General features: G+C 37.6%; 14 protein-coding genes. 1 reads left to right on the plus strand and 13 read right to left on the minus strand.

What is annotated here, in order from left to right; translation table 11 throughout:
* Window positions 1-54: 54 nt before the first annotated feature.
* The 13 genes from V7024_RS16630 to V7024_RS16690 all read right to left on the minus strand — a co-directional run bounded on the left by V7024_RS16630 (window position 55) and on the right by V7024_RS16690 (window position 16,493).
* On the minus strand, window positions 55-1,419 hold the full coding sequence (locus V7024_RS16630; protein ID WP_335521920.1) for a TIGR03111 family XrtG-associated glycosyltransferase: 1,365 nt from the start codon (window positions 1,417-1,419) through the stop codon (window positions 55-57).
* Window positions 1,416-2,000 (minus strand): exosortase family protein XrtG, encoded by a 585-nt coding sequence (gene xrtG, locus V7024_RS16635; protein WP_335521922.1) that lies wholly within the window; start codon window positions 1,998-2,000, stop codon window positions 1,416-1,418. The genes V7024_RS16630 and xrtG overlap by 4 nt, the downstream gene beginning before the upstream one ends.
* A complete protein-coding gene (locus V7024_RS16640) occupies window positions 1,997-4,396 on the minus strand; it encodes a 6-pyruvoyl-tetrahydropterin synthase-related protein (RefSeq protein ID WP_335521924.1) in 2,400 nt (799 codons plus the stop codon). The genes xrtG and V7024_RS16640 overlap by 4 nt, the downstream gene beginning before the upstream one ends.
* Before the next feature lie 14 nt (window positions 4,397-4,410).
* Window positions 4,411-4,770, minus strand: coding sequence for a 6-carboxytetrahydropterin synthase (locus V7024_RS16645; protein WP_335521926.1), 360 nt, complete (start codon window positions 4,768-4,770; stop codon window positions 4,411-4,413).
* A gap of 304 nt (window positions 4,771-5,074) precedes the next feature.
* Window positions 5,075-5,779 carry a DUF421 domain-containing protein gene (locus V7024_RS16650; protein ID WP_335521928.1) on the minus strand — a complete coding sequence of 235 codons (705 nt, stop codon included), beginning with the start codon at window positions 5,777-5,779 and terminating at the stop codon, window positions 5,075-5,077.
* Window positions 5,780-6,109: 330 nt separating this feature from the next.
* Window positions 6,110-7,405, minus strand: coding sequence for a dihydrolipoamide acetyltransferase family protein (locus tag V7024_RS16655; RefSeq protein ID WP_335521930.1), 1,296 nt, complete (start codon window positions 7,403-7,405; stop codon window positions 6,110-6,112).
* Between the two features lie 15 nt (window positions 7,406-7,420).
* Window positions 7,421-8,404, minus strand: a complete 984-nt coding sequence (bfmBAB, locus tag V7024_RS16660; protein WP_098914734.1) for a 3-methyl-2-oxobutanoate dehydrogenase subunit beta — start codon at window positions 8,402-8,404, stop codon at window positions 7,421-7,423.
* A 13-nt stretch (window positions 8,405-8,417) separates the two neighbouring features.
* Entirely contained in the window at window positions 8,418-9,419 is a 1,002-nt protein-coding gene (bfmBAA, locus tag V7024_RS16665; protein WP_335521933.1) for a 3-methyl-2-oxobutanoate dehydrogenase subunit alpha, read from the minus strand.
* 81 nt (window positions 9,420-9,500) lie between these two features.
* The gene (gene lpdA, locus V7024_RS16670; RefSeq protein ID WP_335521935.1) at window positions 9,501-10,922 is read right to left on the minus strand and encodes a dihydrolipoyl dehydrogenase; all 1,422 of its coding nucleotides are present in this window, start codon (window positions 10,920-10,922) and stop codon (window positions 9,501-9,503) included.
* A 5-nt stretch (window positions 10,923-10,927) separates the two neighbouring features.
* Window positions 10,928-12,031 (minus strand): butyrate kinase, encoded by a 1,104-nt coding sequence (gene buk, locus V7024_RS16675; protein ID WP_335521937.1) that lies wholly within the window; start codon window positions 12,029-12,031, stop codon window positions 10,928-10,930.
* An 87-nt stretch (window positions 12,032-12,118) separates the two neighbouring features.
* Window positions 12,119-13,219 carry a leucine dehydrogenase gene (locus V7024_RS16680; protein WP_335521939.1) on the minus strand — a complete coding sequence of 367 codons (1,101 nt, stop codon included), beginning with the start codon at window positions 13,217-13,219 and terminating at the stop codon, window positions 12,119-12,121.
* Window positions 13,220-13,323: 104 nt separating this feature from the next.
* Window positions 13,324-14,223, minus strand: coding sequence for a phosphate butyryltransferase (gene yqiS, locus V7024_RS16685; protein ID WP_335521941.1), 900 nt, complete (start codon window positions 14,221-14,223; stop codon window positions 13,324-13,326).
* A 197-nt stretch (window positions 14,224-14,420) separates the two neighbouring features.
* Window positions 14,421-16,493 (minus strand): sigma 54-interacting transcriptional regulator, encoded by a 2,073-nt coding sequence (locus V7024_RS16690; protein WP_335521942.1) that lies wholly within the window; start codon window positions 16,491-16,493, stop codon window positions 14,421-14,423.
* A gap of 138 nt (window positions 16,494-16,631) precedes the next feature.
* Here V7024_RS16690 and V7024_RS16695 point away from each other — a divergent pair, with 138 nt between their 5' ends.
* Window positions 16,632-16,865, plus strand: a complete 234-nt coding sequence (locus V7024_RS16695; protein ID WP_335521944.1) for a DUF2627 domain-containing protein — start codon at window positions 16,632-16,634, stop codon at window positions 16,863-16,865.
* Window positions 16,866-16,921 lie beyond the last annotated feature (56 nt).

Genomic DNA, 16,921 nt, shown 5'->3' on the forward strand with positions numbered 1-16,921 from the left:
AAAAGCCCGATTGGTGAGGGCTGATAATCAGTGGGGGATGAAGCTCCCCACTGATTAAAGTTTCACTTTATCCCCGCCGCCATTCATCCATTTCTTCAATTTAAAATAGAAGGAAAACTGTTTCTTTATTCTCCCACTAATCATCTGCATTTCTTCACTTAATGTACGCGTATTCCAGTTTGCTCTTTCTTCCTTTGCGTTAATCGTTCCAGCAATGCGGCAAAAGAAGACAAACATCCGATAAAACGGAAGTAGAAATACTGTATATAGATGTTTACGCATATATTTCTTTATCTTTGGCTGTGACTTCAAATACAGTTTTGAAACAAAATAAAACAACAACGAATTTGCTACATAGGCAAAGTAAAGAATCATATTCGCTGTTACAATTAAATACAATGGATAATCCAAAAACATTAAATATACGAGCGCAAAGATCCAAATCATTCTAGAAAAAATTAATGTATGGTCTTTAATCATTGTATAGCGAATGACATCTAAACTACCTCGCATTTTTTTCTTTAACAATGGATTAAATAAAGCGGTAACTTCTATTCCCCCGCGTTGCCAACGTTGCCTTTGCATATATAAACGGTCTACGGATTCGATTGGATCTACATAGAAAAAAGCGTCCTCGCATAATGCTACTTTTCCATTGTACATAAGACGAATTTGCGTTGTCATATGCGTGTCTTCTCCAAGTGTTTCAATATTATACATTTGTGTTTTTGTTAATACCTCTTTTCGGAATGCTGAAAACGCTCCTGCTAATGTGAAAATAGAATTACGATGTGATTGATAACCTCTACCTACTAAAAATGCTTCTACATACTCAAACAACTCACAGCGCTGTAATAATTTTAATAACGATTTACTATTTTCTTGAATGAATTGTGAATTGATCATGACAACACCGGTCATTGCTGCAATATCCACATCTTTTTCAAATTTTCTTACTGTATTGTAAACAGCTTTTGCATCAAGCATACCGTCTGAGTCAATATTTAAAATGTATCTTCCTCGTGAAAGGTATATTCCTTGATTCAATGCTTGTGCCTTTCCTTGCGTTGATTTTATATATCTAATATTTAAAATCGGCTGCTCCATTTGAAATTGCTGAAACACTTCAAAGGATTCATCTTCTGACCCATTATCAATCAAAATAACCTGTATATTTTGCAATGGATATTGTTGATCTACAATTGACTGCAAACAATCTCTCAATGTTTTTTCAGAATTATAAACAGGAATCAGAATCGTTACATATGGAAAAAAAGTTAATTCTGTCTCTTTCTTTCTGAAATAAGCACGCCAGACAACAATAGCACTTCCAAAGCCAGTGAATAAATCAATAAGTAACGGAATAATAAGCCACACGGTCCAAAAAAAGAATTCATGTAACAAAACATCTATCGTCACTTTAATTCACCTACTTTCTGATAGCGAATTTGAACAAGTGTAAATAATACATAATAAAGATATACGGTTAAACCGAAGAAAAGAATGCGAGCGAATACCATATGAACAAGCTTGTATGCGTCCGCTCCAAATATCTTTGTGACAACAATAATGAATAATAGCCGCAAAATATTTGCGACAATTAAAAAGAATAAACCCAAAATAGTTGATAATGCCTTTGTTTTTATATTTCCAAACGGGAAAAAAAGAACGAGAGAAAGAAACACGAGCAGTTCAATACCGCCGGAGCATTCATAATTCAATACCATCGTTACAATTCCTTTCCCCGTTTCAATTGTTACTAATGCTAGTTCACGATGCACATCAAATACTGGAAATACGGCCGAAATCCACTCTAACACATAGGAATTCACAATGTTTGCGTATTTCTCAACGTAAGGCAGAAAGTACAGCATACAAATTGTAAAAAAACCTACGCTTCCTACGATAAAAGCAAAGAAGCGCAGTCCAATCCGTTGCATCATCATATAACCGAAAATACAAAGTACAATCAGTAGCATACCAATGATAATGGAGCTCATGCTTCTCCCTCCCTTCTTCTATAAATTCCATACGATAAACTACAAATGATGCATAAAGCACTTACAGATAAAACAGCACCTTGCATCATATACGGGTACCCAACATGTACTTTCACATGTTTCGTCTTTATGTTCATAAATTGATTCATTTTTTCATATGTACCTTCTACTGTTTGAAAAGCATCAATTGCTGCAACAGGCACAAGTACATTTACTTGTTCACTATCAACAATGACTTCATTATGATTTCGTTTTAAACGTACTGGTACAACTTCTCTCTTTGGTAACGTGTAAGCTTTTAATTGCAACATATCCTCAAGAATTTGGAGTGTATCCTCATTTTTCATTACAAACGTATAATAAGGAATATTTAATGCCATAAACATTACGTTTTGGCTTTTCGAAAGGTAATTAAAAATCTGCTTATTTACATATAATTGTGAATCTGAATCAGTTGTATCACTAATAACATTCGTTCTCCAATCACTTGATTTTTTAGGAAACGGTTTTGTTTCCATTCTTTTACCTTTATAAAATAATTCCCCATACTGATCTTGCAGCGCAATGGGTTGTACATTTACATTCAGAAATGGTTCTGTCATTCCAGCTGTATCGATTACCACCCTAACATAATGATCAGCTAATTTTTTCACTAACTGTTCAGCTGCTTGTTTGTCTTTGTAATCTACTCCTGAAATGTAAACAACTTTATAATTTTTTAACTCGCTAAACGTGTAGTCATCAATTTTCATTCTGTCCCCTATTAGCAATTGCGGGAACATATACGTAATATTTGGTGCATATTTTCCAATTGCAATCCCCTCATATTGCACTTTCGTTCCAAAGTGCCCTTCAATAGGATATTTATAAATATAGTTGCTAGGTGTTTCCTTTCGTAACTCATATCCTACTCGTTTGGCCGTTTCTTTCATTTCCTCAGGATGCTTAACAAAATTCTTTTTTAATACGAATGTATCCGCTCCTGTTTCTAGCGTGCGATCAAATAAAATATCATAATATTCATGTTCTAATGCTGTATTTATTTGTACTAAATTTTGTGCCGTTGTTGCTCCTTGCCATGCCCAGCCATACACTTGATCTTTTACCTTATTTTTCATTCCATGATAGGATAAATAGTAACTTGGAAACGAACCGTATTCGGAGTTATCTAACATCGCTATCCGCTGAGATGCTGCAGAAATTGCTACATCTAAATCTTCAGCTTGTCCTTTCGGAAACTCTCGGTTAAACCCAACTGTATAAAAAGAAGCTCCCGAATCAACAGCTAACAATAAAATAAACAGCCACATGAAAGACTTACGAAGATTTTTCCATAGTAAAAAAGAGAACAAAATCATCACCATCGCCATTGCAGTAAAGCGGCGCATCCATAGCACTTGAACAAAAGGCATATTTTGCAGCAGTGGTAATGCTAGTTTTGTTGTGCCGATCATAATGAATAACGCAACCGAAAAACCTGTCACCTGTTTTTTAGAACTAAAAAGTAAACCAAATAAAGCTAAAGCAGCAAATGAACAGCCAAAATAATAGATTTCGATATCATGAAAACGTAAAAATGGATGTAGCGATACACTTAATGGATAAGAGTGTAGTGCCATTACTTCTAAATTAGCCTCTCGGTCCATTCCAATAATGCCGCCATTTAATGCTGGAAATAGCCAAAATCCAGATAAACAAATCCCTAATGCCGCATACATAAGCACAATAAATTTATGAATTATCTCTTTATTTACAATTGAGTCGATAAGGCAAAATAAAAAAAATGACAAACCGACCATAGCTGTTAACATCGGATGAATGAGTGTGATGATTGCCATTAAGATAGAAAGAATGAGATATAAATGAAGCCTTTTTTCACGTACTGCACGGTAAAATAGTAAAAATAGAAAGGGTAAGATTGATGTGATCGTACAAAAAGGAACATTTCCTTCTGCAAATAAAATACGAAGATTTTCCGGAACGAAGAACCATAGTATACCAATAAAAAATGCTAGCCATTGTCGTTTTGTATACACTCCCCACAATAACCAGCCGAATCCACCTACAATAAACAGAAAAATATAAAATAGTTGATACGCCGAAGTCATATCCGTTGTCAACATTCGTAATACAGCTAAAATGTAATAAGATAAAGGTGCCCAAAATCGAAATGGTTGAAATCCGTTATACCACTCGGCACTATAATTCACATACCAATTTCCTTTTTGAAATTCTTCATATAGTAAATTTGCTTTATATAGGTGTCCATATGTGTCCGAACCCCACGGGTAACGCCCGAAGCGATTCACATACCATGACATAAGGAAAGCACATACTATTAATAAAGAAAGTTGAAAAAGAAACAGCCCAACTCGTTTTCGTTGTTCAAGTTTCATACTGCTTTTCCTCTCTATCCTCTCTGAATCACATATTGCCGCATTGGGTTCTCATTAATTGTTAATTCTTCCAACGGGACATCCTGCTCTTGCAAACGCTCTGCCAAATCTTCAAAAAAGATTCGTCCAATTTGTTCCATCGTACAATTTTTTCCTGAAAACCTTGGAGAATCATTTAAGCAAGTTCCTTGGTATTTATTTAAGTATTCTCCAATGACGTTTTCAATATGAGCAAAATGTAACTCTTCTTCTCTTTTATGTAAAATAAGTAATGTAATTTCCCATGTATGCGGATGTACATCTGATTTTTTCCCATTAATAGACACATAATGCCTTGCATTTAAATAAAAATGTAGACAATATTTTGTAATCATCGTAATAGCTCCTTCAACTATTTTGTAGCGCCCATTCCTACCGAACGAGTACATCGTATATAATGAAACACATACTAGCAAAACCAAAATGGTTCATCACCAAAAGACGAGGGTGACATATAGATAGATGTACACTCCACTCCGAGTGGACGCTTTCCGCGGGCGAGAGCGAGCCTCCTCGGCAAGCCTGCGGGGTCTCACTTTCCTCGCTATTCCCGCAGGAGTCGCCACTCTCCGTTCCGTGTATTAAAAATGATTCATTTTCAAAAAATCAACCCCATGTTACGGTGATGAACCCATTTTTTTACTTTTTAAGCAAAATATTCATTTGTCCCTTTTCGTCTACTGTTGCTAATCGAATGGATTGAATCGGTACTTTCTGCTTTAACTCGTCTTTTACCCACTCTTCTGTTTTTTCTATTAAAGCGAGAACATCCTTTTGGATATTCCCATTCTTTATTAAGATAAATGTAATAGGTGATTGTTCTGCGTATATTTTCATATCTTTTCGAGAAATTTTTTCATACGCTGCGTACTGAAACACAGAAACGACTCCACTCGCTTCCCATAAAGCTAGTTTTACTGTTTGAATATCTGTAATACCTTGCAATCTCAGCTCAGAAAATAAATACTCGACTGTAATCCGCGCTTTCTTTAAATTATTTAATTGAATGGAACCATTATGTATAAGAATAATGGGTGCAGGTTCTAAAAAACGTCTCCACCGATCCCACTTTAATGTCAAAATGGAACTTACGATATGAAGTACTACGAGAACAAATGTTGTGATCATAGAACCGAGAAGGCCTACTTTTTCGTCAGACAATGCATTCGATAGATTTCCACCTAATAATAGTACGAGAACAAGATCTAAAAAACGAAGCTGAGCAATAGAGCGTTGTCCCATCGCTTTTGCCACAATAATTAAAAAAATATATGCCAATATAGCACGGAGCATCCACTCGAAACTCGAAAGATGTTTTGCCCCTTCAAACATGTGCATATGCATAATAGATGGCACCCCTTACTAAAAGTCATCCTTTTAGTTTGCGTTTATCTATATTGTCTATGTAAAAAACATTATAAAGTTTCAACTGTACCTCAGTATATATAAGTAGAAAAAACGACATATAAGCCTTCTTTTTTTAGAGGGGCAAGTGCATCTAGCCAGGCATAGACGCGGTCAGGGCCTTTTCCTGCCACGTCCACAGTGGAAAACAAAGGGAGAATGCGATTGCAGGGTATGTTGTATTCTGCATGCAGTAACTTATATGGCCAAAAATTAAAGTGAATTTGTATACGTAAAAAAAAGCCCGCCAATTGGCGAGCTTTTTTATCATTAATATACAGATGTATTATCTGCAGATGTATTTTCAAGAATTTCTTTTACGCGTCCTAAGAACTTACCGCAAATGAATCCGTCTAATACACGGTGGTCAAGAGATAGGCATAAGTTAACCATATCACGTGCACCGAACATACCGTTATCCATAATTACTGGACGTTTCACGATAGATTCTACTTGTAAAATTGCTGCTTGTGGATAGTTAATAATACCCATAGATTGAACAGAACCAAATGATCCTGTGTTATTAATTGTAAATGTTCCACCTTGCATTTCGTCAGCTTTTAATGATTTCGTACGTACTTTCGTTGCAAGCTCAGTAATTTCACGAGCGATACCTTTAATTGTTTTCTCATCAGCATACTTAATAACTGGAACGAATAATTCATCGTCAGTTGCAACTGCAATAGAAAGGTTAATATCTTTCTTCTGAACAATTTTATCGCCAGCCCACATAGAATTAATTTGTGGGTATTCTTTTAAAGCTTGTGCAACAGCTTTTACGAAGAATGCAAAGAATGTTAAATTAAAGCCTTCACGCTTTTTAAATTCACCTTTAATTGAATTACGGTATGAAACAAGATCTGTTACATCCACTTCAATCATCATCCAAGCGTGTGGTGCTTCGTGCTTACTGCGCAGCATGTTTGCAGCAATTGCTTTACGAACACCAGTCACTGGAATTTCAATATCCCCAGGCATTGTTGGTACAGATACCGGTTTTGCCGCTTCTGTTTTAGGTGCTGCCGGTACTGGCGCAGCTTTTCGTGCTTCTTGTGTAATTGGTGCTGCTTCTTTCTTCGCACCTGCTTGTGGAATATTTCCAGATTCAACTAATTTTAAAATATCTTTGCGTGTAATACGACCATTTGCTCCTGTACCTACTACTGCATCTAGATCAATATTATGTTCACCTGCAAGTTTTAATACAGCTGGTGAAAAACGCGGTTTACCATCAGTTGGTTGCTTTGCTTTCGGTGCTGATGCCTCTGTTTTTGGCGCCTCTTCTGTTTTCTCTTCTACAGCTGTTGCAGCTACTTCATTTGCACCTTCAACTTGAATCATACAAATCACTTCACCGACAGCTAGTGTCTCACCTTCGCCAGCGATTAATTCTGTAACAACCCCGCTGAAAGAGGAAGGTACTTCTGCATTTACTTTATCTGTCATTACTTCTGCAAGCGGATCATATTTATTTACGTGATCACCAACAGAAACAAGCCATTTACTAATTGTACCCTCTGTTACACTCTCCCCAAGCTGAGGCATTGTAATTTTTTCTACAGCCATGTATAGTCCCCCCGATTAAAATTCCGCAAGTTCGCGCATTGCTTTTTCCACTTTATCTGGATTCACCATAAAGAATTTCTCCATTGTTGGTGCATATGGCATTGCTGGAACGTCTGGACCTGCAAGACGAGCAATTGGTGCATCAAGATCAAATAAGCAATTTTCTGCGATAATTGCTGCTACTTCACTCATAATGCTTCCTTCTTTATTATCTTCCGTTACAAGAAGAACTTTACCTGTTTTTGAAGCTGCTTCAATAATTGCTTCCTTATCTAACGGATATACAGTACGTAAATCAAGAACGTGAGCAGAAATGCCATCTTGTGCTAATTTTTCAGCAGCTTGAAGAGCAAAGTGAACACATAATCCGTATGTGATAACAGTAATGTCGTCACCTTCACGTTTTACGTCTGCTTTTCCGATTGGTAATACATAATCATCTTCCGGCACTTCACCTTTAATTAAGCGATATGCACGTTTATGTTCAAAGAACAATACCGGATCTTCATCACGAATTGCTGCTTTTAATAAACCTTTTGCATCATACGGTGTAGAAGGAATTACAATTTTTAAACCAGGTTGGTTTGCAAAAAGCGCTTCTACAGATTGTGAATGATACAGCGCACCATGAACACCGCCGCCAAATGGTGCACGGATTGTTATCGGGCAAGTCCAATCATTGTTAGAGCGATAACGGATTTTTGCTGCTTCGGAAACAATTTGGTTCACTGCTGGCATAATGAAGTCAGCAAATTGCATTTCTGCAATTGGGCGCATTCCATACATCGCTGCACCGATTGCTACCCCAGCAATTGCCGATTCTGCAAGTGGTGTATCAAGCGCACGCATTTCACCAAATTGATCATATAATCCAGTTGTCGCTTTAAAAACGCCGCCTTTTTTACCAACGTCTTCTCCTAATACAAATACTTTCTTATCGCGTTCCATTTCCTCGCGCATTGCTAATGTAATCGCGTCAATATAAGACATTACAGCCATGAAACGTTCCCCCTTATTCCGCGTATACGTGCTTTAATGCAGACTCTGGATCTGCATACGGAGCATTTTCTGCATATTCTGTTGCTTCGTTTACGATATGCATTACATCATCTAACATTTGTTTTTCAAATTCCTCTGTTAAAATACCTACTTCTCTTAAGTAATTTGCAAATGTATAGATTGGATCTTTTTTCTTTGCTTCTTCTACTTCTTCTCGGTCACGGTATACACGATCATCGTCATCACTAGAGTGTGCTGTTAAACGATAAGATACCGTTTCAATTAATGTTGGACCTTCACCACGGCGTCCGCGATCTGCTGCTTCTTTTACAGCTTTATATACTTCAAGCGGGTCATTTCCGTCTACTGTGTATCCTGGCATACCATAACCAATTGCACGGTCAGATACATTTTTACATGCTAATTGTTTTTCAACAGGGATAGAGATTGCATATTTGTTATTTTCACACATGAAAATAACAGGTAATTTGTGTACTCCTGCAAAGTTCGCACCTTCATGGAAATCACCTTGGTTAGAAGAACCTTCACCAAATGTAACAAATGTTACTAAATCTTTCCCTTCCATTTGTCCTGCTAACGCAATACCTACTGCATGTGGTACTTGCGTTGTAACTGGTGAAGAACCTGTTACGATGCGATTTTTCCTTTGTCCAAAATGTCCAGGCATTTGACGTCCGCCAGAGTTTGGATCTTCTGCTTTTGCAAATCCAGATAACATAAGCTCTTTTGCTGTCATACCAAATGCTAACACGACACCCATATCACGGTAATACGGCAGTGCATAGTCTTTTTCACGATCAAGTGCAAATGCTGCTCCTACTTGTGCAGCTTCTTGTCCTTGACAAGAAATTACAAAAGGAATTTTCCCTGCACGGTTTAATAACCACATACGCTCGTCAATTTTACGTGCGAGTAACATCGTGCGATACATTTCTAATACTTGCTCATCGCTTAAACCAAGCTCTTCATGGCGTTTTGCTTTTACTTCAGCCATTTTAACACCCTCCTAAATCCTTTTTACCCCGCTCTATTATAAAGCAAGAACGATACACTATCCATTCCTAATGGTTCACTTTTACCCGTGTAACGCTTTTCCATCCACTGCTAACGCAGCTTCACCAATTGCTTCTGATAATGATGGATGCGGATGAATTGTATGTGCAACTTCCCATGGCGTTGCGTCTAACACTCTTGCAAGACCTGCTTCTGAGATCATATCTGTTACATGTGGTCCAATCATATGAACACCAAGGATATCATTTGTTTCTTCATCTACAACAAGTTTTACAAAACCATCAGATTCTCCATATACAAGCGCCTTACCGATTGCACGGAACGAGAATTTACCTACTTTTAATTTGTAGCCTTTTTCTTTTGCTTCTTGCTCTGTTAAACCGACAGAAGCAACTTCCGGGCTGCTATATACACATTTAGATACCATAGAATAATCAATTGGCATCGGTTCTTTTCTAGCAATGTGTTCAACCGCTACAATTCCTTCATGAGAAGCAACATGTGCAAGCTGTAAGCCGCCAATTACATCACCAATCGCATAAATGTGTGATTCTTTCGTTTGATAATATTCGTTTGTTTGAATATAACCTTTTTCAACAATGATATCTGTATTTTCTATGCCGATATTTTGTGTGTTTGCTTGTCTTCCGACAGATACAAGCATTTTTTCAGCTTTGAATTCTTTATTTTCACCATTCAGTTCAGCTTGAATCGTTACACCGTTATCTTTTACTAAAGTTTCTGGTAACACTTTTGCACCAGTTACAACTTTAATGCCTTTTTTCTTAAGTAAACGTTGCATTTCCTTAGAAACGTCTTGATCTTCAAGCGGTAGAACATATTTTGCGTATTCAAGTACAGTTACTTCCACGCCGAAATCAGCAAGCATAGATGCCCACTCAATACCAATTACGCCGCCGCCAACAATAATGATAGATTTAGGAAGCGTTTCCATTTTTAGGGCATGATCAGATGACATTACATATTCACCATCAAGTTCAAGTCCTGGTAAAGAATTTGGGCGTGATCCTGTTGCAACGATTACATTTTTCGGAATAAGCATTTCATTCTCTTCTCCGCTCGCTAATTCAACAGAAATCGTTCCTGGCATCGGTGAGAAAATAGATGGGCCAAGAATACGACCAATTCCTTCATATACATCGATTTTCCCTTGCTTCATTAAGTGCTGAACACCTTTATGAAGTTGACTAACAATTTTCTCTTTACGTTCTTGTACTTTTGCAAAATTTAATTCTACATTGCTCGTTACAACACCGAATTCTTCACCTTTTTTTGCAGTTGCAAAAACTTCAGCACTACGAAGTAGCGCTTTACTAGGAATACATCCTTTGTGTAAGCAAGTACCACCTAGGTTTTCTTTTTCAACAAGCGCTGTTTTTAATCCTAATTGTGATGCACGAATAGCAGCGACATATCCGCCTGTACCACCGCCAACGATGACTAAATCGTAATCTTTTGCCATATCACTCAACCCCTAGCTACTGTTTCTTTTTCACGCACAGCATACTCTTTTGCAGTTTCTTCATCACGAAGTACACGAAGTGCACCTTCTGCTAATGCTTGTAATTCATCTTCACCCGGATGCACAATGACATCTGCAATCCAATGAACGCGTTCTTTAATTTCATCAACAAGAATTTTACTATATGCAAGCCCGCCCGTTAAAACAATGGCATCTACTTTACCATGAAGAACTGCACTTGCTCCGCCGATTTCTTTTGCAACTTGATATGCCATTGCTGTATAAACAAGCGTCGCTTCCGGATCGCCTTGTTCTACCATTTTCTCTACTTTAATTGCATCATTTGTACCAAGTAAGCTTACTAAGCCACCTTGCCCAACGATTTTTTTCATCATTTCATCACGGTAATAGTCACCAGAGAAACACATTTCCACAAGCTGGCCTACTGGAACCGTTCCTGCACGCTCTGGACTGAATGGTCCTTCTCCATTTAAACCGTTATTTACATCAATAACTTTTCCTTCTTTATGAGCACCAACCGAAATACCGCCACCCATATGTGCAATGATTAAATTCAAATCTTGATATTTACGATCAAGTTCTTTTGCAACTTTACGAGCTACTGCTTTTTGGTTTAGCGCATGAAAAATACTTCTTCGCTCCATGCCAGCTATCCCGCTAATACGAGCAATATCTTCCAATTCATCTACAACTACTGGATCAACAATAAACGCTGGAATGTTAAGTCCAGAAGCAATTTCATATGCTAAAATTCCCCCTAGATTAGAAGCATGATGACCACTATAACCATTCTTCAAATCTTCTAGCATTGCTTCGTTTACCGTATACGTACCGCCTTCAATCGGACGAAGTAGTCCGCCGCGACCACATACAGCATTTAACTTAGAAATATTAATGCCATGAGAATGAAGCACCTCTAAAATAGTTTGTTTACGAAATTCATATTGATCAATAATACGCTTATATTTCCCAATCTGTTCTTCGTCATGACGAATTGTTTCTTCTAAAACAGGTCTTTCATTATCAAAAACACCAATCTTCGTAGATGTGCTACCAGGATTAATGACAAGAATTCGATTCACGGACAAAACTGCTCCCTCCACCATTTATTTAGAAAGACAGTAGCAACGGCTGAATGAAGTTGCTACTGCTTTCGCATTTATTTTTTCTATTAATTAGCGACGGCTTAAAATGTTATGGCCGTTACTTAAAAATGTGCTACGTGTATTTTTTAAGCTTGCGATGCGCTCTTCAGCAAGACGATCTGCTGCTACATATGTTGGCACACCATCACGTTTTGAGATTGCGATTACTTTTTCAATTGTGTCATAAATTGCTTCTACACGTTTTAATGCACGCTCTCTATTGTATCCGTATAACTCGTCCGCTACGTTAATTACGCCGCCCGCATTAATAACATAGTCTGGTGCATATACGATACCCATTTCATCAACCATATCACCGTGACGATCTTCTTTTAATTGGTTATTTGCAGAACCAGCAATTACTTTCGCTTTTAATTGTGGAATTGTTTCGTCGTTTACTGTTGCTCCTAGTGCACATGGTGCATAAATGTCACATTCTACACCGTAAATTTCATTTGGCTCAACAGCAGTTGCACCAAACTCTTCTACAGCACGTTGTACAGCTTCTTTATTAATATCTGTAACGATTAATTTTGCACCTTCTGCATGTAGGTGTTTGCATAGGTGATAAGCTACATTCCCTACACCTTGAACAGAAATTACTTTACCTTCTAAGCTATCTGTACCGAACGCTTCTTTTGCAGCTGCTTTCATACCAACGTATACGCCGTAAGCAGTTACTGGAGATGGGTTACCAGAAGAACCGAATGAAGGTGAAATACCTGTTACGTAATCTGTTTCTTCATGAATAATATCCATATCATCTACAGTTGTACCAACATCTTCAGCTGTGATGTAACGACCATTTAATCCTTGAATGTAACGTCCTAATGCGCGGAACATTGCTTCGCTCTTATCTTTGCGTGGATCGCCGATAATAACTGTTTTTGCACCGCCTAAGTTTAAACCAGCTGCTGCGTTTTTATATGTCATACCTTTTGCAAGACGTAGAGCATCTTCAATTGCAGCTTCTTCAGAATCGTATGTCCACATTCTTGTTCCGCCAAGAGCTGGTCCAAGAGTTGTGTCATGAATTGCAATAATTGCTTTTAATCCTGATTCTTTATCTTGACAGAACACCACTTGCTCGTAATCGTAAGTTTCTAAGTATTTGAAGATTTCTAATGTCATTGTAATTTCCCCCTTGATATGTTTACCATTTTCAATTTTAGCCCGTTATATCGGGTTCATTTCCTTAATCATTAATGAAAATAAAACATGTATTGCAAGAAAGTTTATTTAGAAGCAGTCGCAACTGCCAATGCTAATGAATACACTTTTGTTTCTGCTGAATCTGCACGAGATGTTAACACAATCGGTGCTTTTGCTCCAGCGATAATCGCTCCCACTTTTGCATCTGCAAAATATACAAGCGATTTATATAATACATTTCCAGCTTCAATTGTTGGGACGAGTAAAATATCTGCTTTACCAGCTACATCGCTTTGAATTCCTTTATGCTCTGCTGCAATTTGTGAAACAGCATTATCTAAAGCAAGTGGTCCGTCAATGATACAATTTTTAATTTGTCCTCGACGATTCATTTGCGTTAACATCGCTGCATCAATCGTTGCTTGCATTGCAGGATTTACAACTTCTACAGCAGCAATCGGAGCTACTTTCGGTACTTCTACTCCTATTGCCCGGGCAACTTCAACTGCATTTTGCGCAATCGCCGCTTTTTGCTGTACATCTGGAGCGATATTCATCGCTGCATCCGTTACGATGATAAAGCGATCGTAATTCGGTACTTCAAAAGTTGCAACGTGTGATAACACACCGCCTTTACGAAGACCCCACTCTTTATTTAATACTGCTTTCAAAATATTAGCTGTTGGAATATTCCCCTTCATAAGTACATCCGCTTCTCCGCCTCTTACAGCTTTTACCGCTAATTCAGCAGCTTCTGCGCTAGATGTAGTAGAGATTACTTCAATATGTTCTGAAGGCGCTAATCCATGCTCTTGTAACATACTTATAATTGTTTCTTGATTTCCATATAGACGAAATTGAGCTAACTGTAATTGTACAGCCTTTGTAACGGCTTCAATTACTTCATGATCTTCAGCTACTGCAACAGCAACTGTTTTTTTCGATTGCTTTGCTGCTTGATCAATTAAAGTTTGTAACTTCATATTTTGTAATCAACCCTTCCTCGTCGTCCCTCGCTTATATATTAAAGCAAATATCGTGCCAACTTTTTAATTCCGTTTAAATATTTTTGAAAACGCCTTCAAAACGTAGAAAAATCAACATTTTGTAACTACACAAAAAATTCTGTCTAATCTCGCCGTATTGTGCATACCACGCAATAGTTTGCGTGGTATGCAATTTATTGCATGCTATTTTTTGCACACCCATACTTTTCTAGCTTATAATACAAATTCCGAACCGAAATTCCTAGCGCTTGTGCTGTTTTTGTTTTGTTCCCATTAAACCTAGACAAATACTCATGAATAATATTCCCCTCAAATTCAGCCACTAAATCCTCAAGGGGTCTTTCTTCTAATTCAGGAAGTAAATTACTCCCTATAAGTTCATGTTGGTCCTCATGATGTAACGGCGGTAAATGATTAACATCAATATACATCTCGTTATAATTCATAAAAATAATTGCTCGTCCTAAAATGTTTTCAAGCTCACGTACATTTCCCGGCCAATCATATGATTGCAAATACTGCACCGCTGATTCTGTTAACCCCTCAACATTACGTCCATAATCTTGATTAATCTTTTGAATTAATCGCTCAGCAATTTCACCAATATCTTCTTTACGCTGACCAAGTGATGGAATATGAATCGGAATTTTATTTAACCGATAATATAAATCTTCCCGAAAATCACCATTTAAAATTGCCTTTTCTAAATTTACATGCGTTGCAGCAATAACTCGAACATTCATTGGAATTGGCTTCGTACCTCCAACTCTCACGATTTCCTTTTCTTGCAACACACGAAGTAACTTCGCTTGTGTATTCGCAGACAATTCTCCAATTTCATCCAAGAAAATACTCCCATTGTTCGCTTCTTCAAAAAAACCACGTTTCCCCCCGCGGCGCGCTCCAGAAAACGCACCTTCTTCATAACCAAACAGTTCACTCTCTAATAACGATTCAGAAATTGCTGCACAGTTTACACGAACAAACTTATTGTACTTCCGATTACTCCCATTATGAATGGCGTGCGCAAACAATTCCTTTCCAGTTCCTGACTCCCCTCGAAGCAGTACCGTCGCTGGGGTATTCGCCCCTAGTTTCGCTTGCTCAATCGCTGCCACAATTCCTTCTGACGTTCCAACAATATCGTCAAATGAATACTTTGCTTCTAACGTACGAATAATTTGTCTTGCCCGATTTAATTCATCTGTTAATTTTTGAATCTCGGATACATCGCGAATTACCCCGACACTTCCCTTTAAAATCCCATCAACAATAACCGGTGCTACATTTACAATAACATCTCTCTTTTTTTGCCCAATTTTCATATGAATACCACGCACTGCCCGGCGCGTCCGCAGCACCTTCATATGCATACTTTCTCCTTCTACAATATCTGTTGTCGCTGGCTTACCAATAATATCTTCATCTGAAAGACCTGTTAATTTTGTATAAGCTGGGTTTATGACAAGTCCTCGCCCTTGTTCATCAACAACAGAAATTGCTTCTTCAGAAGAATAAATAATCGCTTCAAGCAATGTTTGAATTTCTTTTAAATCCGTTACTTCTTCGGCCAAATTTACAATCTCAGTAATATCTTTAAAAACCGCAAACGCCCCTTGCACCTCTCCAATTTCATTTAAAATCGGAATTCGCGTTGAAATAATTTTTTTCCCATTATCTAATGTTAATTCTTGATTAATCTCAATTTGTTTCGTACGAATAATCCGAAGCAACTTACTTGTTGGAATCACTTCTAAAATATATTTATTAACAACTTCTTCTCTTTTATATCCCGTCATCCGTTCCGCACTTTTATTGAACAATAATACATACCCTTCTTGATCAACAACAATCATACCATCGTGCGTCGAATTTAAAATAAGATCCCGCTGCTGCGTTTGATCTTTTAATTTCCCAATCAACATTTCTTTTTCATGCGCAAGCTTTACAACGATATTTGCAACATTCCCCGGGACAAGCAGTACACCTTCTTTTTTCTTCACTAAAACCTTTTCGTACACACTATAATCACCTGTCATATCAAAGATGACATCAATATCCTCACGTATAAACACTTCCCAGTTACTCCCGGTAGAAATATAAAGGCTCTTTGCAAGTTGAATCCCCTTTGCCTTCTCATCAATATCAACAATTGCAACTACTTCAAATATATTCGATTTTTGTAGCAGACCTAGAATCGCACTACCCCCAGCACCCGCTCCAATAATTAATGCTTTTTGTTTCATATGCTACCAATCCTCCCGCAGCATCTCTGCAAAATTTTTCACACCTCTATCTTACTTCTTCCAAAACCTCTTGACAAACGAACATAAATTGTAACATCATTTTGTATATACTAAATTGTCTGAAAAGAGGTCTTCCTTATGCAACGTTATCTCGCTCTCCTATTAGCAGTTATCCCTATTCTACTAGCTGTAGTAGGCATTAAACTAATGAGAGATACTGTCTTTGGTATTCTTTTCTCTCCAATTCCTGTATTATGGTTACAATTTTTAATTGGAGTACTCTGTTTTGCAATTGGTTTTTACATCTTTGGTGGCTTCGTTTTATATCGCGACCGAAAACGAAATAAAGTACAAGCTCGCTTTCGAAGATAAAGTGAAACTTCCATTCGAAGGTGCTTTTTCTTCGAATGGTTAGTTGAACCAATCGG

The organism is Bacillus sp. JJ864 (assembly GCF_036963045.1).
In the GTDB taxonomy this organism is placed as follows: Bacteria; Bacillota; Bacilli; order Bacillales; family Bacillaceae_G; genus Bacillus_A; species Bacillus_A pseudomycoides_C.

Coding starts and splice junctions, on each gene's coding strand:
- V7024_RS16655 (WP_335521930.1), bottom strand. CDS start 7,405: ATGGCTGTAGAAAAAATTACAATGCCTCAGCTTGGGGAGAGTGTAACA.
- V7024_RS16645 (WP_335521926.1), bottom strand. CDS start 4,770: ATGATTACAAAATATTGTCTACATTTTTATTTAAATGCAAGGCATTAT.
- yqiS (WP_335521941.1), bottom strand. CDS start 14,223: ATGAAGTTACAAACTTTAATTGATCAAGCAGCAAAGCAATCGAAAAAA.
- lpdA (WP_335521935.1), bottom strand. CDS start 10,922: ATGGCAAAAGATTACGATTTAGTCATCGTTGGCGGTGGTACAGGCGGA.
- V7024_RS16695 (WP_335521944.1), top strand. CDS start 16,632: ATGCAACGTTATCTCGCTCTCCTATTAGCAGTTATCCCTATTCTACTA.
- V7024_RS16690 (WP_335521942.1), bottom strand. CDS start 16,493: ATGAAACAAAAAGCATTAATTATTGGAGCGGGTGCTGGGGGTAGTGCG.
- V7024_RS16640 (WP_335521924.1), bottom strand. CDS start 4,396: ATGAAACTTGAACAACGAAAACGAGTTGGGCTGTTTCTTTTTCAACTT.
- bfmBAB (WP_098914734.1), bottom strand. CDS start 8,404: ATGGCTGTAATGTCTTATATTGACGCGATTACATTAGCAATGCGCGAG.
- xrtG (WP_335521922.1), bottom strand. CDS start 2,000: ATGAGCTCCATTATCATTGGTATGCTACTGATTGTACTTTGTATTTTC.
- V7024_RS16680 (WP_335521939.1), bottom strand. CDS start 13,219: ATGACATTAGAAATCTTCAAATACTTAGAAACTTACGATTACGAGCAA.
- V7024_RS16650 (WP_335521928.1), bottom strand. CDS start 5,779: ATGCATATGCACATGTTTGAAGGGGCAAAACATCTTTCGAGTTTCGAG.
- bfmBAA (WP_335521933.1), bottom strand. CDS start 9,419: ATGGCTGAAGTAAAAGCAAAACGCCATGAAGAGCTTGGTTTAAGCGAT.